Consider the following 16,633-nt stretch of genomic DNA (forward strand, 5'->3'; position numbering starts at 1 on the left):
GCGGCAAAAAAACACAATGGCTCCATTCGCGCAACACTGCGCGCCCCAACTGGAGTCAACCATGACCACGATCCTGCAAATCAATTCGGCAGCCCGTTCGCAAGGCGCAAACTCGACGCTGCTCGTCAACGAACTGACCGCCAAGCTGCAACAATCGAATCCGGGCGCGCAAGTCGTCGTCCGCAATCTGCAAGCTGAGCCGCTGCCCCACCTGGACGACGCCGTCCTCGGCGCGTTCTTCACGCCGGCCGAGCAACGCACGGCTGAGCAAGCCGCGATCGCTGCGCGCAGCGACGCGCTGATCGCCGAACTGCAAGCCGCTGACATCGTTGTGATCGGCGCGCCGATGTACAACTTCGGCATCTCGTCGCAACTCAAGACGTACTTCGACTTCATCGCCCGTGCCGGCATCACGTTTGCGTACACGGCGAATGGTCCGGAAGGTCTCGTGAAGGGCAAGAAGGTCTACGTCGTGTCGGCACGCGGCGGCAAGTATCTGGGCACGCCGAACGACAGCCAGACGCCGTACCTGAAGAGCTTCCTCGGCTTCCTCGGCATGACCGACGTGAACTTCATCTACGCCGAAGGCCTGAACATGGGCCCGGACGCTGCGGGTGCTGCGTTGGCTTCGGCGCGTGAAGCGATTGCTGCTGCGTAAGGTTGGCTGCGCCGCTTCGATGCGGTGAACAGACTGGGAGAAAAAAACGCCACGGATCTTTGGGTCCGTGGCGTTTTTGCTTTGAGGCTCAGCGGCGGTGTCACGCTCGCTGCCTATTGCCGGCGGTTTACGCCAGCATTTGCGCTTCGTCGGGCAAACGCCAATCGATCGGTTCACGACCGTGCTGCGCGAGATAGTCGTTGGCCTTCGCAAAATGCCCGCAGCCGAGAAAACCGCGATGCGCCGAGAGCGGCGACGGATGCGGCGCTTCCAGCACGTAATGTGACTTGCCGCCGAGCAGCGCGCGCTTGGCTTGCGCATGCGCACCCCACAACATGAACACGAGGCCGTCATGACGCATGGCCAGTTCATGGATCAACGTGTCGGTGCATTTTTCCCAGCCGCGTTTCGCGTGGCTGGCGGCGGAGTCACGCTCGACGGTCAGCACGGTGTTCAGCAGCAGCACCCCTTGCTTCGCCCATGTGTCGAGACAGCCGTGACGCGGCGTCTCGTGGCCGAGGCTCGCGGCGATTTCCTTGAAAATATTGCGCAACGACGGCGGCGTGCGCACGTTCGGCGCCACGGAGAACGCGAGTCCGTGCGCTTGCGGCGTGCCGCGGTCTTCGCCGTGATACGGGTCCTGGCCGAGGATGACGACTTTGACGTCTTCCGGACTGGTCAGGCGCAACGCGCGGAACACGTCGGCGGGATAGACGGTTTTGCCGGCGGCGCGTTCACCATCGACGAAACGGCAGAGCGGCGCATAGGCGTCGCATTCGATGAACGGTTTGAGATGCGCGCGCCATGCGGGCGGCAGGGCGTCGAATTGCGCTTCGAGCGTCGGCGGGGGCGCGCTTGCGCCGGATTGCTGCGGCTGGGTGCTCGTCTTGGCAGCCTTGGCGGGTGCGGAGGCGGCGTCGCCGAACAGCGAGGCCTGCGACGGATTGGAGCGGGTTCGGGAAGCAGAGGTCATGGCGGGGAAGTGTCGCAGCAAACGCGGCGTTGCTCAAGGTGGGGCGGCGCGGCTTGTCGCGTTCGCCCGGTAGCTTTACGTGCCGCGCCTCAGCCGGCCCGCAACTTATAACCGCGCTGCGCCTTGCTGATATTGTCCGGCGCGAGGCCGGCTATCTGTTTGCCGAGCTCCGCTGCAAGCGTGTGAAGCGCCGCTTCGTCACCGGACTTCAGTTCGAGTTCGACTTCCGAGATCGGCGCGCGGCGCGTTTCTGCGTCGACTTTGGCGAACACGTCGCCCTGATCGATGGCCGCTTCGATGTCCGAGCCGTCCACTTCGACACGCCACAGCGTCCGGGTGAAATTCGTGCGGAACAGTTCGGTCAGCTCAGGCGCTGCCTGACGCAAAGCATCCGCAGCGGACGGCTCGTCGCACTCGCGCAGCAGCGCGTCGATCTCCAGCTTTTCGCCCGCCACCGGCATTTCCCATTCGTGCCGGTTGTGCAAACCATCTTTGGCGTTGCCCACCGTCTTGAAGGTTTGCAGCCACCCGTCCGGCGTCTGCCGCAAACGCAAGGCGCTTTTCGAATTCGCGAGCGTCAGTTGCGGCGTGTCGAAGTAAATATTCACCAGCTTGACCGGACGACCCGCCGCGCCCGTGCGGGTGGCGAACCACTGCGTCGCCGCTTGCACCTGGGCGGGCGGCAGCGCCAGTTTGATTTCGCGTTCCATGCCCATGATCTGCTCCGCTACGTACGCCGCGTGCCGTATGCCGACAGCGCGCTCAGAAAAACATCCGGGCAAGCTCCACGCCCGGCTCGTCCGCGCGCATGAACGCCTCGCCGACGAGGAACGTATGCACGTCCATTGCGCGCAGGCGCTCCACATCGGCGCGCGACAGAATGCCCGACTCCGTGACGACGATGCGGTCGTCCGGAATCGATTCGAGCATGCCGATTGTCGTTTCGATCGAGGTCTCGAAGGTGCGCAGATTGCGGTTGTTGATGCCGATCAGCGGCGTTTTCAGCGTGAGCGATTCCATCAGTTCGTCTTGATCGTGCACTTCGACCAGCACGGCGAGCCCGAGCGAATGCGCGAGCGCTTCCAGGTCCTGCATCTGCGACGTTTCGAGCGCGGCGGCGATCAGCAGGATCGCGTCGGCGCCCATCGCGCGCGCTTCGACGATCTGGTAAGGATCGACGATGAAGTCCTTGCGCAGCACCGGCAAATTGCAGGCCGCGCGCGCTTGCTCCAAATACGCGACGCTGCCTTGAAAGAACTGCACGTCGGTCAGTACGGACAGGCAGGCCGCGCCGTGCTTTTCGTAAGAGCGCGCGATATCGGCCGGCACGAAGTGTTCGCGCAACACGCCTTTCGACGGGCTCGCTTTCTTGACTTCGGAGATCACGGCGGCAAGGCCTGCCGTGTGTTTCGCGCGCAATGCGCCGACGAAGTCGCGAATGTCGCGCGACGACGCTTCGAGGCGCAGCTCTTCGAGCGGCGCGCTCTGTTCGGCCGCGCGGACTTCTTCGCGTTTGACCGCGATGATACGGTCGAGGATGTCGCTCATAAGTGTCTCGCTACGTTGATTGCTACTTGATCACTGCTTGAATTGCTGGGTGAAGCGAACCAGCTCGTCGACCTTGGCTCGCGCCTTGCCGCTCGCGATCGCTTCGCGCGCCAACTGAATGCCGTCCGCAATCGACGAAGCCACGTTCGCCGAATACAGGGCCGTGCCCGCGTTCAGTGTGACGATTTCTCGAGCCACGCCCGGCTTGTTGTCGAGCGCGTCGAGCAGCATTGCTTTCGATTCGGTGGCGTCGGCCACTTTGAGCGTGCGATTCGACACCATCTGCATGCCGAAGTCTTCCGGATGGATCTCGTACTCGTAAATCTGGCCGTCGCGCAACTCGCCGACTTGCGTCGCCGCGCCAAGCGAGACCTCGTCCATGCCGTCCATACCGTACACCACCAGCACGTGCTTCGCGCCGAGACGCTGCATCACGCGCACCTGAATGCCGACCAGATCGCCGTGGAACACGCCCATCAACTGATTGGGTGCGCCGGCCGGATTGGTCAGCGGCCCGAGAATGTTGAAGATGGTCCGCACGCCGAGTTCGCGGCGCACCGGCGCAATGTTCTTCATGGCCGGATGATGGTTCGGCGCGAACATGAAGCCCATGCCGGTTTCCGCAATCGACGCCGCCACCTGTTCCGGCTGCAGATCGATATTCACGCCGAGCGCTTCGAGGACGTCCGCGCTGCCCGACTTGCTCGACACGCCGCGGCCGCCGTGCTTCGCGACCTTGGCGCCGGCCGCGGCCGACACGAACATGGTTGCCGTGGAAATGTTGAAGGTATGCGAACCGTCGCCGCCGGTGCCGACGATATCGACGAAGTTCGAGTTGTCCTGCACCTCGACGTGCCGGGCAAATTCACGCATCACCGTGGCGGCGGCGGTGATTTCGCCGATGGTCTCTTTTTTGACGCGCAAGCCGGTGATGATCGCGGCCGCCATGACGGGCGAGAGTTCGCCGCGCATGATGAGCCGCATCAAGTGCAGCATTTCGTCGTGGAAAATCTCGCGGTGCTCGATGGTCCGTTGCAGCGCTTCCTGGGGCGTAATCGTCATGATGTCGTCTCTTTTCATCAAGCGTTGCGATTGGACGTTGGCGCACCGGCGAGCTTCGATTGCTTGACGAAGTTTTCGAGCAGCGCGTGGCCGTGTTCGGACAGGATCGATTCAGGGTGGAACTGCACGCCTTCGACCGCCAGTTCCTTGTGACGCACGCCCATGATCTCGCCGTCTTCGGTCCATGCGGACACTTCAAGGCAGTCGGGCAGCGATTCGCGTTCGATCGCGAGCGAGTGATAGCGGGTCACGACGAAATGCTTCGGCAGGTCGGCGAACACGCCCTTGCAGTCGGTTTCGATCGTGCTGACTTTGCCGTGCATGATGGTTTGCGCGCGCACCACGCGCCCGCCGAATGCCTCGCCGATCGCCTGATGGCCGAGACACACGCCGAGAATCGGCGTCTTGCCGCTGAATTCGCGCAGCACGTCGAGCGTGATGCCGGCGTGTTGCGGATTGCTCGGCCCGGGCGACAGGCAGATGCGCTCCGGGTTGAGCCTGGCGATTTCGTCCAGCGTGATTTCGTCGTTCCGATAGGTGCGCACGTCTTCGCCGAGTTCGCCGAAGTACTGCACCAGGTTGTAGGTGAACGAGTCGTAGTTGTCGATCATCAATAGCATAATAAACCTCCAAGCCTTGCTAAATAAGGGTTCGCGGCCTTTGCGGGTAATGCTTAGCGGTTTTTACCTGAATTTTTACCCGCAAACGCTGGCAAAGGCCCACGCGGGGGCGCGACACGGACGTGTCAAAGGGGGATTCGGATGGCTAACGCCAACCGTGGAGGAGCAGGGAGGAGGGGTATTTGCTAGGAAATCGCATGATGCGTCTATATTACCAGCGCCAAGCCGTTCCGTGCCAGCAAGCGTGACGGCATTGGAGCCGCATGCGCGGGGCAATCCGTTGCACTCAAGCGGCCCATGCCGTGAGGGGAGGGTGGATACGGCTTGACATCGCTATACTGTACATATACACAGAGGTGAGCGCGTAGTTCTGGGCCGTAATGGGTGCGATATCGCAACAATACCGCCTTGATTTCTCGCTTTTTCGCACGATATCGCACATATTGACACCGAGAATACTCACGCTTGTTGGTATACTCGGCCAGTTTCCCGAGCCGCGACCATAAATTCACGGAGTGAGCCATGTCTATAGCCTCATTTGCATCGGGCAATCGGCAGGCGTTGGGCTCTGCTGACCCTGCTCGCATCGCACAATCGTTTCTTGAGCAGTACTGGAACCAGGAACTGCCAGTCGATCCCGTCGCTATTGCAAAGGCTGCGGGAGTTCGGGTGTTTACCAACCCCGACATGGGGCGGTACGCCGGTTGGTTCTATGTGCATGAAGATGTGCCGACGATTGAGTACAACGGGCGCGATCCGTTGGTGCGTCAGCGTTTCACTATTGCGCATGAACTTGGCCACTTTGCGCTTGCGCATGGGGCGCGTCCAAGGGATGGCGCTGAGGCGTTTTCACTTACCAATTACGACCCGTTAGAAGCAGACGCGAACAAGTTTGCTGCCGAACTATTGATGCCCGCCGCTGTGGTCAATGGGATGATCCGTATGCATGACATTACTGACTTCGAGCGGCTGTCTCACATGTTCAACACGTCAGGTGTTGCTATGAAATATCGTCTAAAAAATCTCGGATGGCTGTAAGCCCAGAACCGCAAGATGGGAAGATTGAAGTCTCGACTCTTCTTCCCCAGGGAGACACCTTCCGCGATACGGTCAACGGCGGCAAAGACGATCTTTCCGCAGGCAGCACGCCCGACGTATCCAAAATCCTGGCTGAGGACATCAAAGACCGTCAGCGGCTGCGCACCTTCCAGACGGTGGGGTTCTTCGGGGCTGGGATACTCATTCTGGTTACTTTTGCCGCGCTGTTCGGGTGGGTCTATGTTATTGGAACCCATGTTACAGACGCAAACGTAACCACGACCTACCGCGTATCGTTCTTTGTTGCCCCTGTGATCGTGCTCGCAACGCTGGCGGCGCTCCTTACGCTGGCATTGCTCAAGCTCGCGTTCCGGTCACCAGGGGATAAGAAAGACGACGAGCCTTCGTTCGTCACGCTGTTGCAGGCGCTCGGTACTCAGGCGCTTGATCTCTGGAAATCGTACGCGGGAAAGAAAGGCGAATAATCGCTGCCGCCATAAAAAAAGCCGCCCCTGAGGACGGCCCCTATCGCAAGCTGCGGGGGTCATGCTTTGTCGGCTTCGGCGGGCAAGGCGTTACCCTTGCTGTCGCGACCAAGGAGTTTGTTCAAGCGGCTCATCCCGCATGCGTGACCCTTGGCACGGATGGAATCCAGAATCTTCTGCGTTTTGAGGTCGGCCCAGCCGTTGGCCTTGATGAAGCTGATCAGTGCGTCATCGGCATCAAATCTGTCGCGGCTAATCCGAGCGGAGGCTGTTTGTGCGCGTAAGGTTTGCGGGGCGGTCGGAAACTCGAATGCACCTTCGCGTTGGTCGCGCAGCGTTACAACCGGGTGCGTCACGGTAACGAGGGCGGGGGTGGGTGCTGCGGAAGTAGCGCGGGCCATGATATTCACTCCGTTGAGATTTGGTTCAGGGTGGCGGCGTTGCTGCGTTGCCTGAAGCCGACTCTAGGGAGATTCGACAGAAACTCCGAACGATTTATCATGCGGTCGGGGAAAATGCTGAACGGCTTTTGCGAGTCGTACCGTAGAGCCTTGATAATCCCTCAACTAACAACATAAGAGGGGCCAATATGAAGGGTGGTTGGCGAATACCATTAGCGGCGCTGATCATAATCATCCTGATCGCCGCGTTCAACGCAAAACCGATGACTAGCGCCGCCGACATCGCGGCTTGGGTGCAGGGCGTGGGCTCGTTACTCGCCATCGGCGCGGCGGTATGGATCTACGCAAGGCAGTATCAAGATAAGAAAGCCGATGACGAAGCAACGACCGTGGCCTTCGTGCAGGCGATGCGGGCTGAAGTGAACGTATTCTGGACTGTCTATTGTAGGGACGTTCAGCCGCACCTTACTGACATGTTCAAACATCATTTTGAAGAGCATGCGCCATTGCATGTCGATCAACTGATGATCTATCGTGCTGCTCCTGCGGCTATCGGCAAGGTCGATGATAGAGAGTTGCGTGATCTGGCAGTAAAGGTCCATGCAGTCGCCTTCGCGATGATCAGCGGATTCGAACTCAACACGGTGATGCTCAGGGATTTGCTGCCGCTGGAACCTTTCTATCACCACAACGGAAAGGAGTTCATGATCGTCGATGAAAGAAGAAAGGAACTTAGCAACCATCGCCAGCGGCTGAAGGCTCACGACAGGGAACTGTCCGAGGTAGTCCCAAAATTCTTGAGCGAGGCGGAAAAGTGGTTAGCTAGTCATCCGATGCGCTAGTTGCGCAATCTATCGCACGAACGTTACGACTATCAGAAACGACAACACGCGAGCGGGGGCAGGATGAGCAATAGTGAGAGTGGTTCTACCGCCTTGGGAATTCTTGTAATCGCGGCGGGCGTTGCATACGCCGCACACAGCGGCTGGTTTTACCAGACCGGCCAACAGTGGTTCGATAGCTGTTGGTCCTCCATCAATTCCAAAGCCCCGGCATCGAGCGCGACAGAGGCCACGGCATGGGCGCAGTGCGAGCCGCAAACAAAGAGAGCGCTGTTTGACGCTGGCTACATTTTCAGCGGCAACCCGCAATATGCGGTGACACCTGAATTGCAGGCTGTGACTACGGCATGCCCTAGCAATTTCACCGACATACCTATGGCGGGAATTCAGATCATGGCCGTGGATATGATCGAGAAGGATGGCGGGCCGCAATGGATTGATAAGTTTTTGCCCCCGGATCGGATGATCGTACGGACTTTCGACAAACGCTGGCCGACATGCGTAACGACGCGAGCCGCCAATGGTTTTCCGAAGATCGTCCCGAAGGGCGATAGCTGGGATTGGGCGGGGCCATGTAAGCCGTGTGAAGCCGAAAAGGCGGCGATGGGCAAGTAGCGCTGGACCGCCGTCGCGATCAATTCTCGCCGAGGAGGCGCGCATGCAGGACGTTCGTGTAACTGACCGCCCGAAGCCCGCTGATGTACTGGCGAGCTTTTTTGTCTGCGTCTCTAAGGCCGTGCGCGGCGGCTGGGGTCTTCGCCCAGTTCCTTCAGGCGCGTCCGCAAGCGCTGGTTGTCCGCGAATAGCCCACCAAACGCCAGCACGAACAGCAGCAGATAAAACCACTGGCCGCTATAGTGGATCAGCCCCCATGCGGCACCCGCGCACGCGATAGCCGATAGCAGCAGCGCCGCCTTATCCAGAATCCGCTTCATGCTGCCGCCCTTTGGCGGGACGCCAGAAACGCGTAGTTGCGGCGTGACGGCGTATCCATCATGACTTCGGGGTGGCGCTGAATAAACGCCAGCATCATATCCGGGATCACCAATCCAAGCCGACTCGCTGCCATTCGTGCGGTGGCCGCAGCAGTTGCGCCGCTAGTGCATTGCATGGCGGCATTCGCGGCGACAATCAGCGAGCCGACACACGCGCCCACATAAAACGATGCCGACAACGCGCCGACGACCGATAGCGCCTCTAGCGCGGTGGTTGCGCCGATGATTTCCGCGACCGTTGCGCCCGGCCCCAGGGTCTTGAGCGCGCCGAGCATCGTGGCGACATTCGATGCCGCAGCCTGAATAGAGCCGAACAGGCTTGAGGGGGCGGGCAAACCCAGCGCGCTCATATTCTGTTGAAACGCTTTTCCAAAATCACCGCAGATAACCGCCATGACAGCCCCAATACAAGTGCGTGGAGCGTCGATTTTAGCCGAAAGGTAAGACAGAACATCGTCCGAAATGCTCAAGCGCCACACTTGATGCCCGATGCATCTTGTCCGTCGCAGCCTTGTTACAAAATAAATCTCTTTGCACCGCCAGTGCGCACCTACCTCCATTTGGACCGAAACAAGGCCGCTGTTCATTGATTCGGGTTTCAAGCCTTCTGAGACAGCGCGCGCTAGCCTTAGGAGAAAAAATTGATTGGGCATAGTCTTTATGTACGCCCAATCGGCGCTAGCCCTTGGAAGGAGTCCGTCATGCAAAGAACCTGTCTGTATCTTCCCGAACCGCTTCGGGAGCGTATCGACGCCTATGGCGTTGAGACCGGCTTGAATATGAGCAACCTGATGCGTGCTGCGGTAGTCGAGTACCTTGATCGCCGCGACCCACAACAGCACGCACAGAAAGAAACAGCAGAAGTGGAGTAAGCAAGAAAAAAGCCCCGCTGCAAACGGGGCTTTTAAGTTGGTTTGATAGGTGTCTAGCCGTAAAACCATGCAATACAGGAGTACCAATTATAGCTCCTGTATTGCATCCCATCAAATGGTTGCCATACAGGAGAAGCATCATGAGTAACCTCGCTGAACTACAACATTTCTCGGACCCCACAGCCACCACCCCCGCGTTTGTCAAACCGGCTGAGCCGCCAACACAATCTGTTGCCGCGCCTCATGCCTCTGAAGATACTAGGCTATTCAGCATGGCCGATTCACGCGCAATGGGTTTCGACCTCGAAGCGGCGGTAGTGCTGGGCCAAATTCGCTACTGGTGGCCCAAGCGCGTTAGGGGCCATCGTGGCGTAAAGAAAAGCTACGCCGATTGGAAGAAAGAGTTAGGCATCTCCAAGGACAAGGTACAGCGCATTAACGGCGTACTCGTCCGGTGCGGCATGGTGGAAATCTATAAAGGCCCTTGGGGGCGATTCAAGTCTGAGTCCACATTCTACGTGCTGACGGAGAAAGCGCTGGCGATGAGAGCACTGGCGGGAAAGCCTCCTATGCTTCAGAAAGCACTGGCGGGAAACCCGCCTATAACAGAGAACACTAAAGACTCTACAAAAGAAGAAAAGACAACCCCCGCAACCGTCGCTTCGCTTGTTGCTTCTCCTGGCGAATCTGCGGGGGCTCCAGGGAAAACGAAAAACCAAACCTCAACTGCTGGAAGCAGTAAGAAGGGTTCTGGCAAATCGAGCTACTTCGAAGATTACAAAATAGGTGTTGAATCAACCGGGGGATTTGTAAACACTCCAACGAAAGAAGAACTGTTTAACGTGCAGGCAGCGGCTGGAAGGTTGCGGGAGAGCGGACGGCTCTCCTATGAGCAGCTTCACGAGTTCTTCTTCCTCGTTGGCGTCCATCGTGAATATCTGCAATGCCACTGGAAGCAATACACATCCGCGATGGGCTATGCGGGGCATGGGATGCCCGCTGATGCCGATGCGCTCCTGTATGTGGTCGGCAGCAAGACGAGCGGGAAGAACCGGCTGTGGACGGCGCTTGATGCTATTGGGCATCACCTAACGAAAGAACCGCCAGCCACCAGCGACACGCCGACCAAAACCAATTTCGAGAAGAAAGGGAAGTCGGCAGCTGAGAACACTGCCGACCTTGACGCTGAGCACGAAATCAAACGGCAGGCCAAACTTGCGGCGGCAGCGAGCAAGGCACGCCGTGATGCACGTGCCCAGCGCCTCGGCTTCGCTGATGCCAAAGCATTGCGCCGGGAACTGGACCGCCGCCGTTGCGCAAAGGTAGAGGCCAAGTATGCCAAGCCCCCCACAGACGGCGACAATACCCCCGCCGTGCCGCCCGCCGCAATGCTTGCCGGGGGTAATGGCCCCGCGCCCAAGCAAGCCGCTGTAGCGCCGGTTATCACCTTCACGTCTGACCCTATCGCGTGGCTTGAGGAGATGCGCTTTGTCGGGCATCTGAGAACTCAGCGAGAAGAGGCAACGATGGCCATCATCGCGGCTAACGGGTGGTCCAAAGCGAAACCGATCGCGGTGGCTGCATGACGGTTCGGATGGCGAAAAATAATTGTGTCGCGTCTTCCACGTTAGATAGTGTCGGCGGACAATCGTCCGTAATGGATAGGAGATTGTCGTGATTGAGACTTCTGAAACAACGCCGCTTCGACTAGTGCCCCAAGCCACGATCAAGCTGATTATGGCCGGTATTGCGAAAGGGGATTCAGTTTCGAAGGCGTGTGCTGCGGCGGGAGTGGGTCGTTCATCGTTTTACGAATGGCTAGGCCAGTCATCCGAGGTAGCGAACCAGTATGCATCCGCCGTGGCCGCACAGGTGCATTCGAGGTACGCAAAAGATTAGCACTACTGTTTGTCAAATTAGGGACATGGTTAGTGCAATCGTGTGCAGTTGGAGTCGGTGCGGGAGCTAGTCATGTCGTCGATTAAAGAAGTCATGTCTTTGATGGAACGTAGAGCAAAGTCGGCTGGGTTCTGCCCGCACCCCGTTCCGCGCATCGCGTTGGCTTGCAAATGGAACCTCCGCAATTTCGTCTGGTTGCGTACGGTAAAGGCCCGTGGCCGGTACGGACGGGGGGAGACAAAGACCTTCCCTATTACAAGGCGGCAGGCGATTGAGTTTCTCGAAAATATCGAATGGGCGCGTGCATCGCGGCACCTTGAGAAAGTATCAAATGCGGCGGGCGGGTGATGGAAAAGCCAGCCTCTAACGCCGACATGCAATGCGCGGAACGGCAGGCAAGGCGCGGCGGCTTGGTAACAGCTTCCTCCACCAGCCGGAAACACACGGTTTATTGCTTGTGTGTCGCGGGAAAAGTGAGCTGGGTGAGGTGTGAAGTACTTGATGGCGTGATGTTCATCGAAACGGTTTCCCAGGAAGTCGCAAAACGGATTTTGAGGAGTTGAGCCGTGGTCGATGTAGAAATGCTAATGCGACGTACCGAGCAACTCGCCCGCGAAGCCGGTATCGCGCTGCACCCGAACTATGCGCGGTGCTATGCCAAATACGACGAGACGACGGACAGCGTTGTATGGGTCATCTGCGAACCCGGTCCCGTTGGCGTCAAAACGGCATCGCGCGTGGTGGACCATGAGCAGGCCGCTGAAGTGTTTCAACGCATCGCGCAAGGTCTTTGTTACTAGGAGAGCCGACATGGACGCATGGCAAGCAAACAGAATGAGTCGCCAACAGCAAGAAGCCTTTGAGGCAGCGCATCGGCGCGGTGAAAATCCCGACCCCCGCCACTACTCTGGCGCTGATGCGCGCGCTGATGCAGCGAAGCGTGGGGATGCACACGGGCTGATTAAGAGGACTTCCCTTGATGCAGCCAACCGCCCGCACTACACCTACGAGCCCGCGACGCGTGGACAGCGAAAGTTCTGGCTCGATGAATTCCGGAGCCAAGGTTTCGTGCAAATCAAAATCAACAACAGTTCGGAGGCGCAGACGCCTGAAATGAAGGCATCAGCGCTTTCCCTGTTCCGCATGTCTCACCCTGACCTGAAGGTGTAAGTCATGGACGACTACACTCAAAAAACGGACCCTGCAGCCGACAGCGCGGAGTACATCGCCAGTTTGCCTGTTGTTTATCGAGGCCCTTTCGGAAATCCGAAGACGGGTCCAGACCTTGTTTTTGGGCACGCAATCGTTAATCCCGACAGCGTGCGGGGCGATGGTTTCGAGAACGACACAACACGTCAGGAGTTCACGGCGATCCGGCAACGTTTTGATAAAGCACTCCAGGTTGCGAATGCGCATCCCCTGATGCCGCAGAAGGGCCAAACCTCTCAACAGTATGCCCGCATGCTGGTTGAAGACCTGCTTCCGCACGCAAGCCCGAAAACAAGTTTCCTAGAGCGAAAACGGCTGGAACTTACGGGGCAATCGAGCTTGCCTCTCGTAGAGAAAAATCTCATTGCCGACGTTTTGGACAAGCCTCGTCGTGAAGGTCGCCTGGCTGATATACGGACGCGTGACCAGGCGGGACGGGTGATTTCTACGTTCATTGGCGACAAAAATGCGTGGCTTGGCCAGTTCCGTGGTCCCGGCTGGCGCATGACAGAGTTGGACGGAGTGCCAACTGAAGCGCTTGGGTTGTAACGGAGGTGTGAAGTGGGGAGAGCAAAGTTCAAGGCCGGTGCGCTTCGCGGGGGAAACGGTAGCAACCGGTGGCCGAAACCGATTCCCCGCACGCCGTTCAGGTCGAAACTGGTGGAGACAGCACCGGGTCAGACGTGGTGCGAAAAGCATTGCAAGCCCGATCGGTTGGCTGAGATTGAGCAGGGAAAGCGAAGGGGCAAGAAATGAACATACCCTCACTTGAAAACATGGTCACCAAGGTAAGAATTATCTGCGACCAGGCATCCGAACAGCTCTCGGCCCGCCCGCGTGACCCGGAAGTCCTGCGTGATTTCATTACAGCGCTTGATCAGCTTGAGGACTCTCTCCTGCTGCTTGGCGAAACCGCCACGCTATCGGAATGCCAGGTATTGGCGGTTTTCTGGAATAAAACCCGCGAAATGCGGGCGCAAGTATTGGTGCATTTGCATGAGGTTGAGGTTGTACAGAGAGCCAACCTGATTCTCTCAACAATGTCACCGACGCTGCACTGAAGCTCAGTAGTACGCGCCCGCATGCGTTAAGCATTCGATTGCAGTTGCAACTTTCGGTAATACACGAGGCGGTAACCAGCATGACCGATTCAGCCAAACCAATTTTGAAGTTACCGGTGGACAGCGCTGATTTTGACGATCTTGTGAAGAAGGTTCAGGAATTCAAAAAAATCATCGAAGAACTTCCAGATGAATGGGCCGACCAGAATGCTGGTGTCGAGCATCTTAAAAACAACTTCGAGGAAGCCGCCGACCAGCTTAGCAAGATGCGTCAAAACGCTGCTAGCTCCCAGCTTAGCGGCCAGTCGTCATTTATTAGCCGCTTCGAGAAGTCATCGGACAAGGCGGAGAAAAGCTGGTCGAAGATCAACCGTTGGACCGAGAAGTCCGAAAAGAACCTCAGTGGTATCGCGCGCCTCGCAATTATCGGCGGCGCAAGGGGTGGTCTGTTTGGCGCGGCGGCGGGTGCGCTAAGTGGCGTTGCGGCAGGGGTTGTTGGGGGTGCTGCTGTGGCAGGGAATTCCTTGGCCGACAAGAATGCACAGATGCGCGCTTTGGGTTTGCAGCCAGGCCAGGAAGAAGCTTTCACCACTGAGTACAAGCCCTACGGCTTTGGCGAAGATACCCTTCAGACAGCGGCGCAGGCGAAGCGTGATGCGGTATTCGCGCAGCCGCTAAACGCCATTGGGATCAGTAGCGCTGAGGTCGGCAAATTGTCCACCGTTGAACTTGCTCAAGCGATAGCTGAGAAGATCGGCCCAGCGTTTGCTGCCCACAACAAGAACGGTATGGGCGCGCAATGGATGAAGAGTACGGGCCTTTCCAACCTGATTGACCCCAATACCGCGCAGCAGGCGAGTACATATAGCCCCGAAGCCTTCGCGAAGACGCGCGAGGAAATGGCCGCGCTGGTGCCTAAATTGGCATTGGCCCAAAGCGCCTATGACGCAGGCACCGAGGCCCTCAAGAAATTCACTGCTGCGCTGAAAGAGGATGAAACATCCCTGCTCGCAGTCTTTACGCCGCTTCTCGACCCGCTTAGCAAATTGGCGGGCGAGTTCTCCGATGCTGTGGTGGCGTTTGCCAAATCAGGTGAACTTCAAACTGACATTGACGAGCTAATTGATGTTTTCGGAAAGCTCGGAACCGCCGCCGAATGGCTGAGCGACAAAATCGCTCCCCGGCTAGAGACCAACGAAGCACAGTCGGAGCAGCTAGGCGGCGGGCTGATTGACGCATGGAAAGATGCAAAAAATGGCGATTGGAAAGGCGCTTTGAACATCCTGACTAGCCCTTTGCCGGAGCTATCGACGGATAGCCTGGGTGCTGCGCAAGGCGGAACTACGCCTCCAGGCGCGATGGGGCCGGTCTACAAAGAGAAGGTGCTCAGCGCCATCAGGATGAATGAGAGTTCAGGCAAGATCGGTGCCGTCAATGCCGCTAGCGGCGCGGCGGGCCTGTATGGATTGATGCCGTCAAATAGCAAGGGCATCAATGTCGATGATCCCGTGGCCGCACGTAATCGCGCACGCGAGGTTCTCGATGGCTTCCTGCGGGAGTTCCATGGCGACTATGGCCGCGCCCTCGCTGCATACGATGGCGATACGCATGTCGCCGCCGATGACAAGAAATACGACGGGCAATACTGGAAAGGCGCAAAGCCGGAGACCATTAATTACCTTGCGAAGATCGAACGGCAGGGTATTAACCTCGGTCTGTCCAAGGAAGAACAGCATTACATCGACGCACACGCGAGCGGCAAGCTTAGGCAGGAACAGAAAGCGGATTATGCGCGGACCAAGGGTTACCAGTCGCAGGTAACCACGGACAACACCGGTGCCCGGGGCGCGGGGTATCCGGGGGCGACGGATCACTTTATTGGTGAACTGACCGTCGCCATCCAGCATCTCGACAAGGTAATGACCGGCTTCTTCCGTGAGGGCGGCGGCTCCCAATACCGTACGCCCGATGCACCGCCCCGTAGAACTTCTACAGCCATGCACCAAGGGTCTTTACGCGTGAAGGTTGATGTCAATACTCCCGCTGGCGCGGATACCAACGTTACTGTCGGAGGGCTGGCCCAATGACCATCGATCTCCATTTGACAATCAATGCGGGGGCGGGGCGAGAAGGTTTTAAAGCTTGATGACTAGGATAGATACCCGGAGACTGTATAGGTGGATACGGTATCAGGCAGCATAGGGATTATTTATTGATTAATGGGATGCCGGATTGGTGTAAAAGAGGTTAAAAAGAGCCGTTTAAATGAGATTTGTTGATTTATCAATGTAAAGCCTGCGTTGAATAATGTTTAATCTTTTCAGATTAATGGGGCAGCGATCATGTCTAACGTCCTTACCAAGAGCCAGAAAAGATTCGTGGTGATGCAGCTTGCGTCAGGTAAAGGCGTGGTGGAGACGGCGCGGGCGTTCCAGCGTGAGTACGCGGTCCTGCCGTCAATACAGCAGATGTCGAGATACGACCCGACGACGATCACAGGAGCCGGTTTGTCCGATGACCTCAAAGAACTTTTCTTTAAGGTACGTGAGCGCACGGTCAATGCGCTGCACTTAGTGCCCAACGCGCACGCAGCGATCCGTGCCGTGCGTCTTGAGGACATGCTCACCAACGTGCTGATAGCGGGCGATCATAAGCTGGCGCTGGCGATCCTCGCTGAGGCCCGTAAGAATGCAGAGCCGTTTGCATGGGACGCTGATGCGGGCGATGACGATGAGGGAGACGAATAATGAAAGGCCGCTTTGTACGCAGGGTTAAGGGCGAGGACGCCAAAACGAATATGGCCTTCACTTTGGTTAATGACCCATTGGCGATGGACCTCGAAGTGAAGGCGGTTATTACAATGCCCATTATCAGCGATCGGAAGAAGGGCGTTTTCAAACTGATTGTTTTGCCTTGGGCTGACCCATTGCTAGCCAAAGACTCTGGTAAAGAGTAATGCTATTTTTACTC

General features: G+C 57.8%; 24 protein-coding genes. 16 read left to right on the forward strand and 8 right to left on the reverse strand.

From position 1 onward, the window contains the following. Positions 1-61 precede the first annotated feature (61 nt). A complete protein-coding gene (locus B0G71_RS21400) occupies positions 62-658 on the forward strand; it encodes an FMN-dependent NADH-azoreductase (protein ID WP_106284235.1) in 597 nt (198 codons plus the stop codon). A gap of 127 nt (positions 659-785) precedes the next feature. On the opposite strand, the gene B0G71_RS21405 is transcribed toward B0G71_RS21400, so the two are convergent. The 5 genes from B0G71_RS21405 to B0G71_RS21425 all read right to left on the reverse strand — a co-directional run bounded on the left by B0G71_RS21405 (position 786) and on the right by B0G71_RS21425 (position 4,861). Then, positions 786-1,631, reverse strand: a complete 846-nt coding sequence (locus B0G71_RS21405) for a uracil-DNA glycosylase (protein WP_116143938.1) — start codon at positions 1,629-1,631, stop codon at positions 786-788. An 89-nt stretch (positions 1,632-1,720) separates the two neighbouring features. Beyond that, positions 1,721-2,347: a CYTH domain-containing protein gene (locus B0G71_RS21410; RefSeq protein ID WP_116143940.1), complete on the reverse strand. Its 627-nt coding sequence runs from the start codon at positions 2,345-2,347 to the stop codon at positions 1,721-1,723. Positions 2,348-2,393: 46 nt separating this feature from the next. Continuing rightward, a complete protein-coding gene (gene trpC, locus B0G71_RS21415; RefSeq protein ID WP_116143942.1) occupies positions 2,394-3,179 on the reverse strand; it encodes an indole-3-glycerol phosphate synthase TrpC in 786 nt (261 codons plus the stop codon). 30 nt (positions 3,180-3,209) lie between these two features. Continuing rightward, positions 3,210-4,241 carry an anthranilate phosphoribosyltransferase gene (gene trpD, locus B0G71_RS21420; protein WP_106284259.1) on the reverse strand — a complete coding sequence of 344 codons (1,032 nt, stop codon included), beginning with the start codon at positions 4,239-4,241 and terminating at the stop codon, positions 3,210-3,212. A gap of 17 nt (positions 4,242-4,258) precedes the next feature. Further along, positions 4,259-4,861 carry an aminodeoxychorismate/anthranilate synthase component II gene (locus B0G71_RS21425; protein WP_116143944.1) on the reverse strand — a complete coding sequence of 201 codons (603 nt, stop codon included), beginning with the start codon at positions 4,859-4,861 and terminating at the stop codon, positions 4,259-4,261. A gap of 522 nt (positions 4,862-5,383) precedes the next feature. Between B0G71_RS21425 and B0G71_RS21430 the strand changes: the two genes are divergently transcribed. Both B0G71_RS21430 and B0G71_RS21435 read left to right on the forward strand, forming a co-directional pair. Next, the gene (locus B0G71_RS21430) at positions 5,384-5,899 is read left to right on the forward strand and encodes an ImmA/IrrE family metallo-endopeptidase (RefSeq protein WP_116143946.1); all 516 of its coding nucleotides are present in this window, start codon (positions 5,384-5,386) and stop codon (positions 5,897-5,899) included. Beyond that, the gene (locus B0G71_RS21435; RefSeq protein WP_116143948.1) at positions 5,890-6,384 is read left to right on the forward strand and encodes a hypothetical protein; all 495 of its coding nucleotides are present in this window, start codon (positions 5,890-5,892) and stop codon (positions 6,382-6,384) included. The genes B0G71_RS21430 and B0G71_RS21435 overlap by 10 nt, the downstream gene beginning before the upstream one ends. Before the next feature lie 59 nt (positions 6,385-6,443). On the opposite strand, the gene B0G71_RS21440 is transcribed toward B0G71_RS21435, so the two are convergent. Further along, positions 6,444-6,785 (reverse strand): hypothetical protein, encoded by a 342-nt coding sequence (locus B0G71_RS21440; protein WP_116143950.1) that lies wholly within the window; start codon positions 6,783-6,785, stop codon positions 6,444-6,446. A gap of 188 nt (positions 6,786-6,973) precedes the next feature. On the opposite strand from B0G71_RS21440, the gene B0G71_RS21445 reads away from it, so the two are divergent. Next, complete coding sequence (locus B0G71_RS21445) at positions 6,974-7,627, forward strand: hypothetical protein (protein WP_116143952.1); 654 nt, start codon at positions 6,974-6,976, stop codon at positions 7,625-7,627. A 63-nt stretch (positions 7,628-7,690) separates the two neighbouring features. Continuing rightward, positions 7,691-8,242: a hypothetical protein gene (locus tag B0G71_RS21450; RefSeq protein WP_147308693.1), complete on the forward strand. Its 552-nt coding sequence runs from the start codon at positions 7,691-7,693 to the stop codon at positions 8,240-8,242. Between the two features lie 113 nt (positions 8,243-8,355). On the opposite strand, the gene B0G71_RS21455 is transcribed toward B0G71_RS21450, so the two are convergent. Both B0G71_RS21455 and B0G71_RS21460 read right to left on the reverse strand, forming a co-directional pair. Beyond that, the gene (locus B0G71_RS21455) at positions 8,356-8,562 is read right to left on the reverse strand and encodes a hypothetical protein (protein WP_116143956.1); all 207 of its coding nucleotides are present in this window, start codon (positions 8,560-8,562) and stop codon (positions 8,356-8,358) included. After that, a complete protein-coding gene (locus tag B0G71_RS21460) occupies positions 8,559-9,092 on the reverse strand; it encodes a hypothetical protein (RefSeq protein ID WP_181916804.1) in 534 nt (177 codons plus the stop codon). Before B0G71_RS21460 ends, B0G71_RS21455 begins: the two co-directional genes overlap by 4 nt. 231 nt (positions 9,093-9,323) lie before the next feature. Between B0G71_RS21460 and B0G71_RS41440 the strand changes: the two genes are divergently transcribed. From B0G71_RS41440 to B0G71_RS21500, 11 genes are all read left to right on the forward strand, one after another. Further along, positions 9,324-9,494: a hypothetical protein gene (locus tag B0G71_RS41440; RefSeq protein ID WP_181916805.1), complete on the forward strand. Its 171-nt coding sequence runs from the start codon at positions 9,324-9,326 to the stop codon at positions 9,492-9,494. Between the two features lie 140 nt (positions 9,495-9,634). Then, positions 9,635-11,080 carry a hypothetical protein gene (locus B0G71_RS21465; RefSeq protein ID WP_116143958.1) on the forward strand — a complete coding sequence of 482 codons (1,446 nt, stop codon included), beginning with the start codon at positions 9,635-9,637 and terminating at the stop codon, positions 11,078-11,080. Positions 11,081-11,204: 124 nt separating this feature from the next. After that, entirely contained in the window at positions 11,205-11,393 is a 189-nt protein-coding gene (locus B0G71_RS42680) for a hypothetical protein (RefSeq protein WP_404935476.1), read from the forward strand. 72 nt (positions 11,394-11,465) lie between these two features. After that, positions 11,466-11,741: a hypothetical protein gene (locus B0G71_RS40990; protein ID WP_147308694.1), complete on the forward strand. Its 276-nt coding sequence runs from the start codon at positions 11,466-11,468 to the stop codon at positions 11,739-11,741. Between the two features lie 218 nt (positions 11,742-11,959). Continuing rightward, complete coding sequence (locus tag B0G71_RS21470) at positions 11,960-12,193, forward strand: hypothetical protein (RefSeq protein WP_147308695.1); 234 nt, start codon at positions 11,960-11,962, stop codon at positions 12,191-12,193. 10 nt (positions 12,194-12,203) lie between these two features. Next, on the forward strand, positions 12,204-12,563 hold the full coding sequence (locus B0G71_RS21475; protein WP_116143962.1) for a hypothetical protein: 360 nt from the start codon (positions 12,204-12,206) through the stop codon (positions 12,561-12,563). 3 nt (positions 12,564-12,566) lie between these two features. Next, positions 12,567-13,151 carry a hypothetical protein gene (locus B0G71_RS21480; protein WP_116143964.1) on the forward strand — a complete coding sequence of 195 codons (585 nt, stop codon included), beginning with the start codon at positions 12,567-12,569 and terminating at the stop codon, positions 13,149-13,151. A gap of 203 nt (positions 13,152-13,354) precedes the next feature. Next, positions 13,355-13,663: a hypothetical protein gene (locus B0G71_RS21485; RefSeq protein WP_116143966.1), complete on the forward strand. Its 309-nt coding sequence runs from the start codon at positions 13,355-13,357 to the stop codon at positions 13,661-13,663. An 80-nt stretch (positions 13,664-13,743) separates the two neighbouring features. Further along, positions 13,744-15,750 carry a lytic transglycosylase domain-containing protein gene (locus tag B0G71_RS21490; protein ID WP_116143968.1) on the forward strand — a complete coding sequence of 669 codons (2,007 nt, stop codon included), beginning with the start codon at positions 13,744-13,746 and terminating at the stop codon, positions 15,748-15,750. 255 nt (positions 15,751-16,005) lie between these two features. Continuing rightward, positions 16,006-16,410, forward strand: a complete 405-nt coding sequence (locus B0G71_RS21495; protein ID WP_116143970.1) for a DUF2280 domain-containing protein — start codon at positions 16,006-16,008, stop codon at positions 16,408-16,410. Continuing rightward, complete coding sequence (locus B0G71_RS21500) at positions 16,410-16,619, forward strand: hypothetical protein (protein WP_116143972.1); 210 nt, start codon at positions 16,410-16,412, stop codon at positions 16,617-16,619. Before B0G71_RS21495 ends, B0G71_RS21500 begins: the two co-directional genes overlap by 1 nt. The last annotated feature ends 14 nt before the right edge of the window (positions 16,620-16,633 follow it).

The organism is Paraburkholderia sp. BL27I4N3, assembly GCF_003386115.1.
Classification (GTDB): Bacteria; Pseudomonadota; Gammaproteobacteria; order Burkholderiales; family Burkholderiaceae; genus Paraburkholderia.

What these genes read in the sequence shown, in the direction of transcription:
- B0G71_RS21400 (WP_106284235.1), top strand. Translation starts at nt 62, where the DNA reads ATGACCACGATCCTGCAAATCAATTCGGCAGCCCGTTCGCAAGGCGCA.
- B0G71_RS21405 (WP_116143938.1), bottom strand. Translation starts at nt 1,631, where the DNA reads ATGACCTCTGCTTCCCGAACCCGCTCCAATCCGTCGCAGGCCTCGCTG.
- B0G71_RS21410 (WP_116143940.1), bottom strand. Translation starts at nt 2,347, where the DNA reads ATGGGCATGGAACGCGAAATCAAACTGGCGCTGCCGCCCGCCCAGGTG.
- trpC (WP_116143942.1), bottom strand. Translation starts at nt 3,179, where the DNA reads ATGAGCGACATCCTCGACCGTATCATCGCGGTCAAACGCGAAGAAGTC.
- trpD (WP_106284259.1), bottom strand. Translation starts at nt 4,241, where the DNA reads ATGACGATTACGCCCCAGGAAGCGCTGCAACGGACCATCGAGCACCGC.
- B0G71_RS21425 (WP_116143944.1), bottom strand. Translation starts at nt 4,861, where the DNA reads ATGCTATTGATGATCGACAACTACGACTCGTTCACCTACAACCTGGTG.
- B0G71_RS21430 (WP_116143946.1), top strand. Translation starts at nt 5,384, where the DNA reads ATGTCTATAGCCTCATTTGCATCGGGCAATCGGCAGGCGTTGGGCTCT.
- B0G71_RS21435 (WP_116143948.1), top strand. Translation starts at nt 5,890, where the DNA reads ATGGCTGTAAGCCCAGAACCGCAAGATGGGAAGATTGAAGTCTCGACT.
- B0G71_RS21440 (WP_116143950.1), bottom strand. Translation starts at nt 6,785, where the DNA reads ATGGCCCGCGCTACTTCCGCAGCACCCACCCCCGCCCTCGTTACCGTG.
- B0G71_RS21445 (WP_116143952.1), top strand. Translation starts at nt 6,974, where the DNA reads ATGAAGGGTGGTTGGCGAATACCATTAGCGGCGCTGATCATAATCATC.
- B0G71_RS21450 (WP_147308693.1), top strand. Translation starts at nt 7,691, where the DNA reads ATGAGCAATAGTGAGAGTGGTTCTACCGCCTTGGGAATTCTTGTAATC.
- B0G71_RS21455 (WP_116143956.1), bottom strand. Translation starts at nt 8,562, where the DNA reads ATGAAGCGGATTCTGGATAAGGCGGCGCTGCTGCTATCGGCTATCGCG.
- B0G71_RS41440 (WP_181916805.1), top strand. Translation starts at nt 9,324, where the DNA reads ATGCAAAGAACCTGTCTGTATCTTCCCGAACCGCTTCGGGAGCGTATC.
- B0G71_RS21465 (WP_116143958.1), top strand. Translation starts at nt 9,635, where the DNA reads ATGAGTAACCTCGCTGAACTACAACATTTCTCGGACCCCACAGCCACC.
- B0G71_RS40990 (WP_147308694.1), top strand. Translation starts at nt 11,466, where the DNA reads ATGTCGTCGATTAAAGAAGTCATGTCTTTGATGGAACGTAGAGCAAAG.
- B0G71_RS21475 (WP_116143962.1), top strand. Translation starts at nt 12,204, where the DNA reads ATGGACGCATGGCAAGCAAACAGAATGAGTCGCCAACAGCAAGAAGCC.
- B0G71_RS21480 (WP_116143964.1), top strand. Translation starts at nt 12,567, where the DNA reads ATGGACGACTACACTCAAAAAACGGACCCTGCAGCCGACAGCGCGGAG.
- B0G71_RS21485 (WP_116143966.1), top strand. Translation starts at nt 13,355, where the DNA reads ATGAACATACCCTCACTTGAAAACATGGTCACCAAGGTAAGAATTATC.
- B0G71_RS21490 (WP_116143968.1), top strand. Translation starts at nt 13,744, where the DNA reads ATGACCGATTCAGCCAAACCAATTTTGAAGTTACCGGTGGACAGCGCT.
- B0G71_RS21495 (WP_116143970.1), top strand. Translation starts at nt 16,006, where the DNA reads ATGTCTAACGTCCTTACCAAGAGCCAGAAAAGATTCGTGGTGATGCAG.
- B0G71_RS21500 (WP_116143972.1), top strand. Translation starts at nt 16,410, where the DNA reads ATGAAAGGCCGCTTTGTACGCAGGGTTAAGGGCGAGGACGCCAAAACG.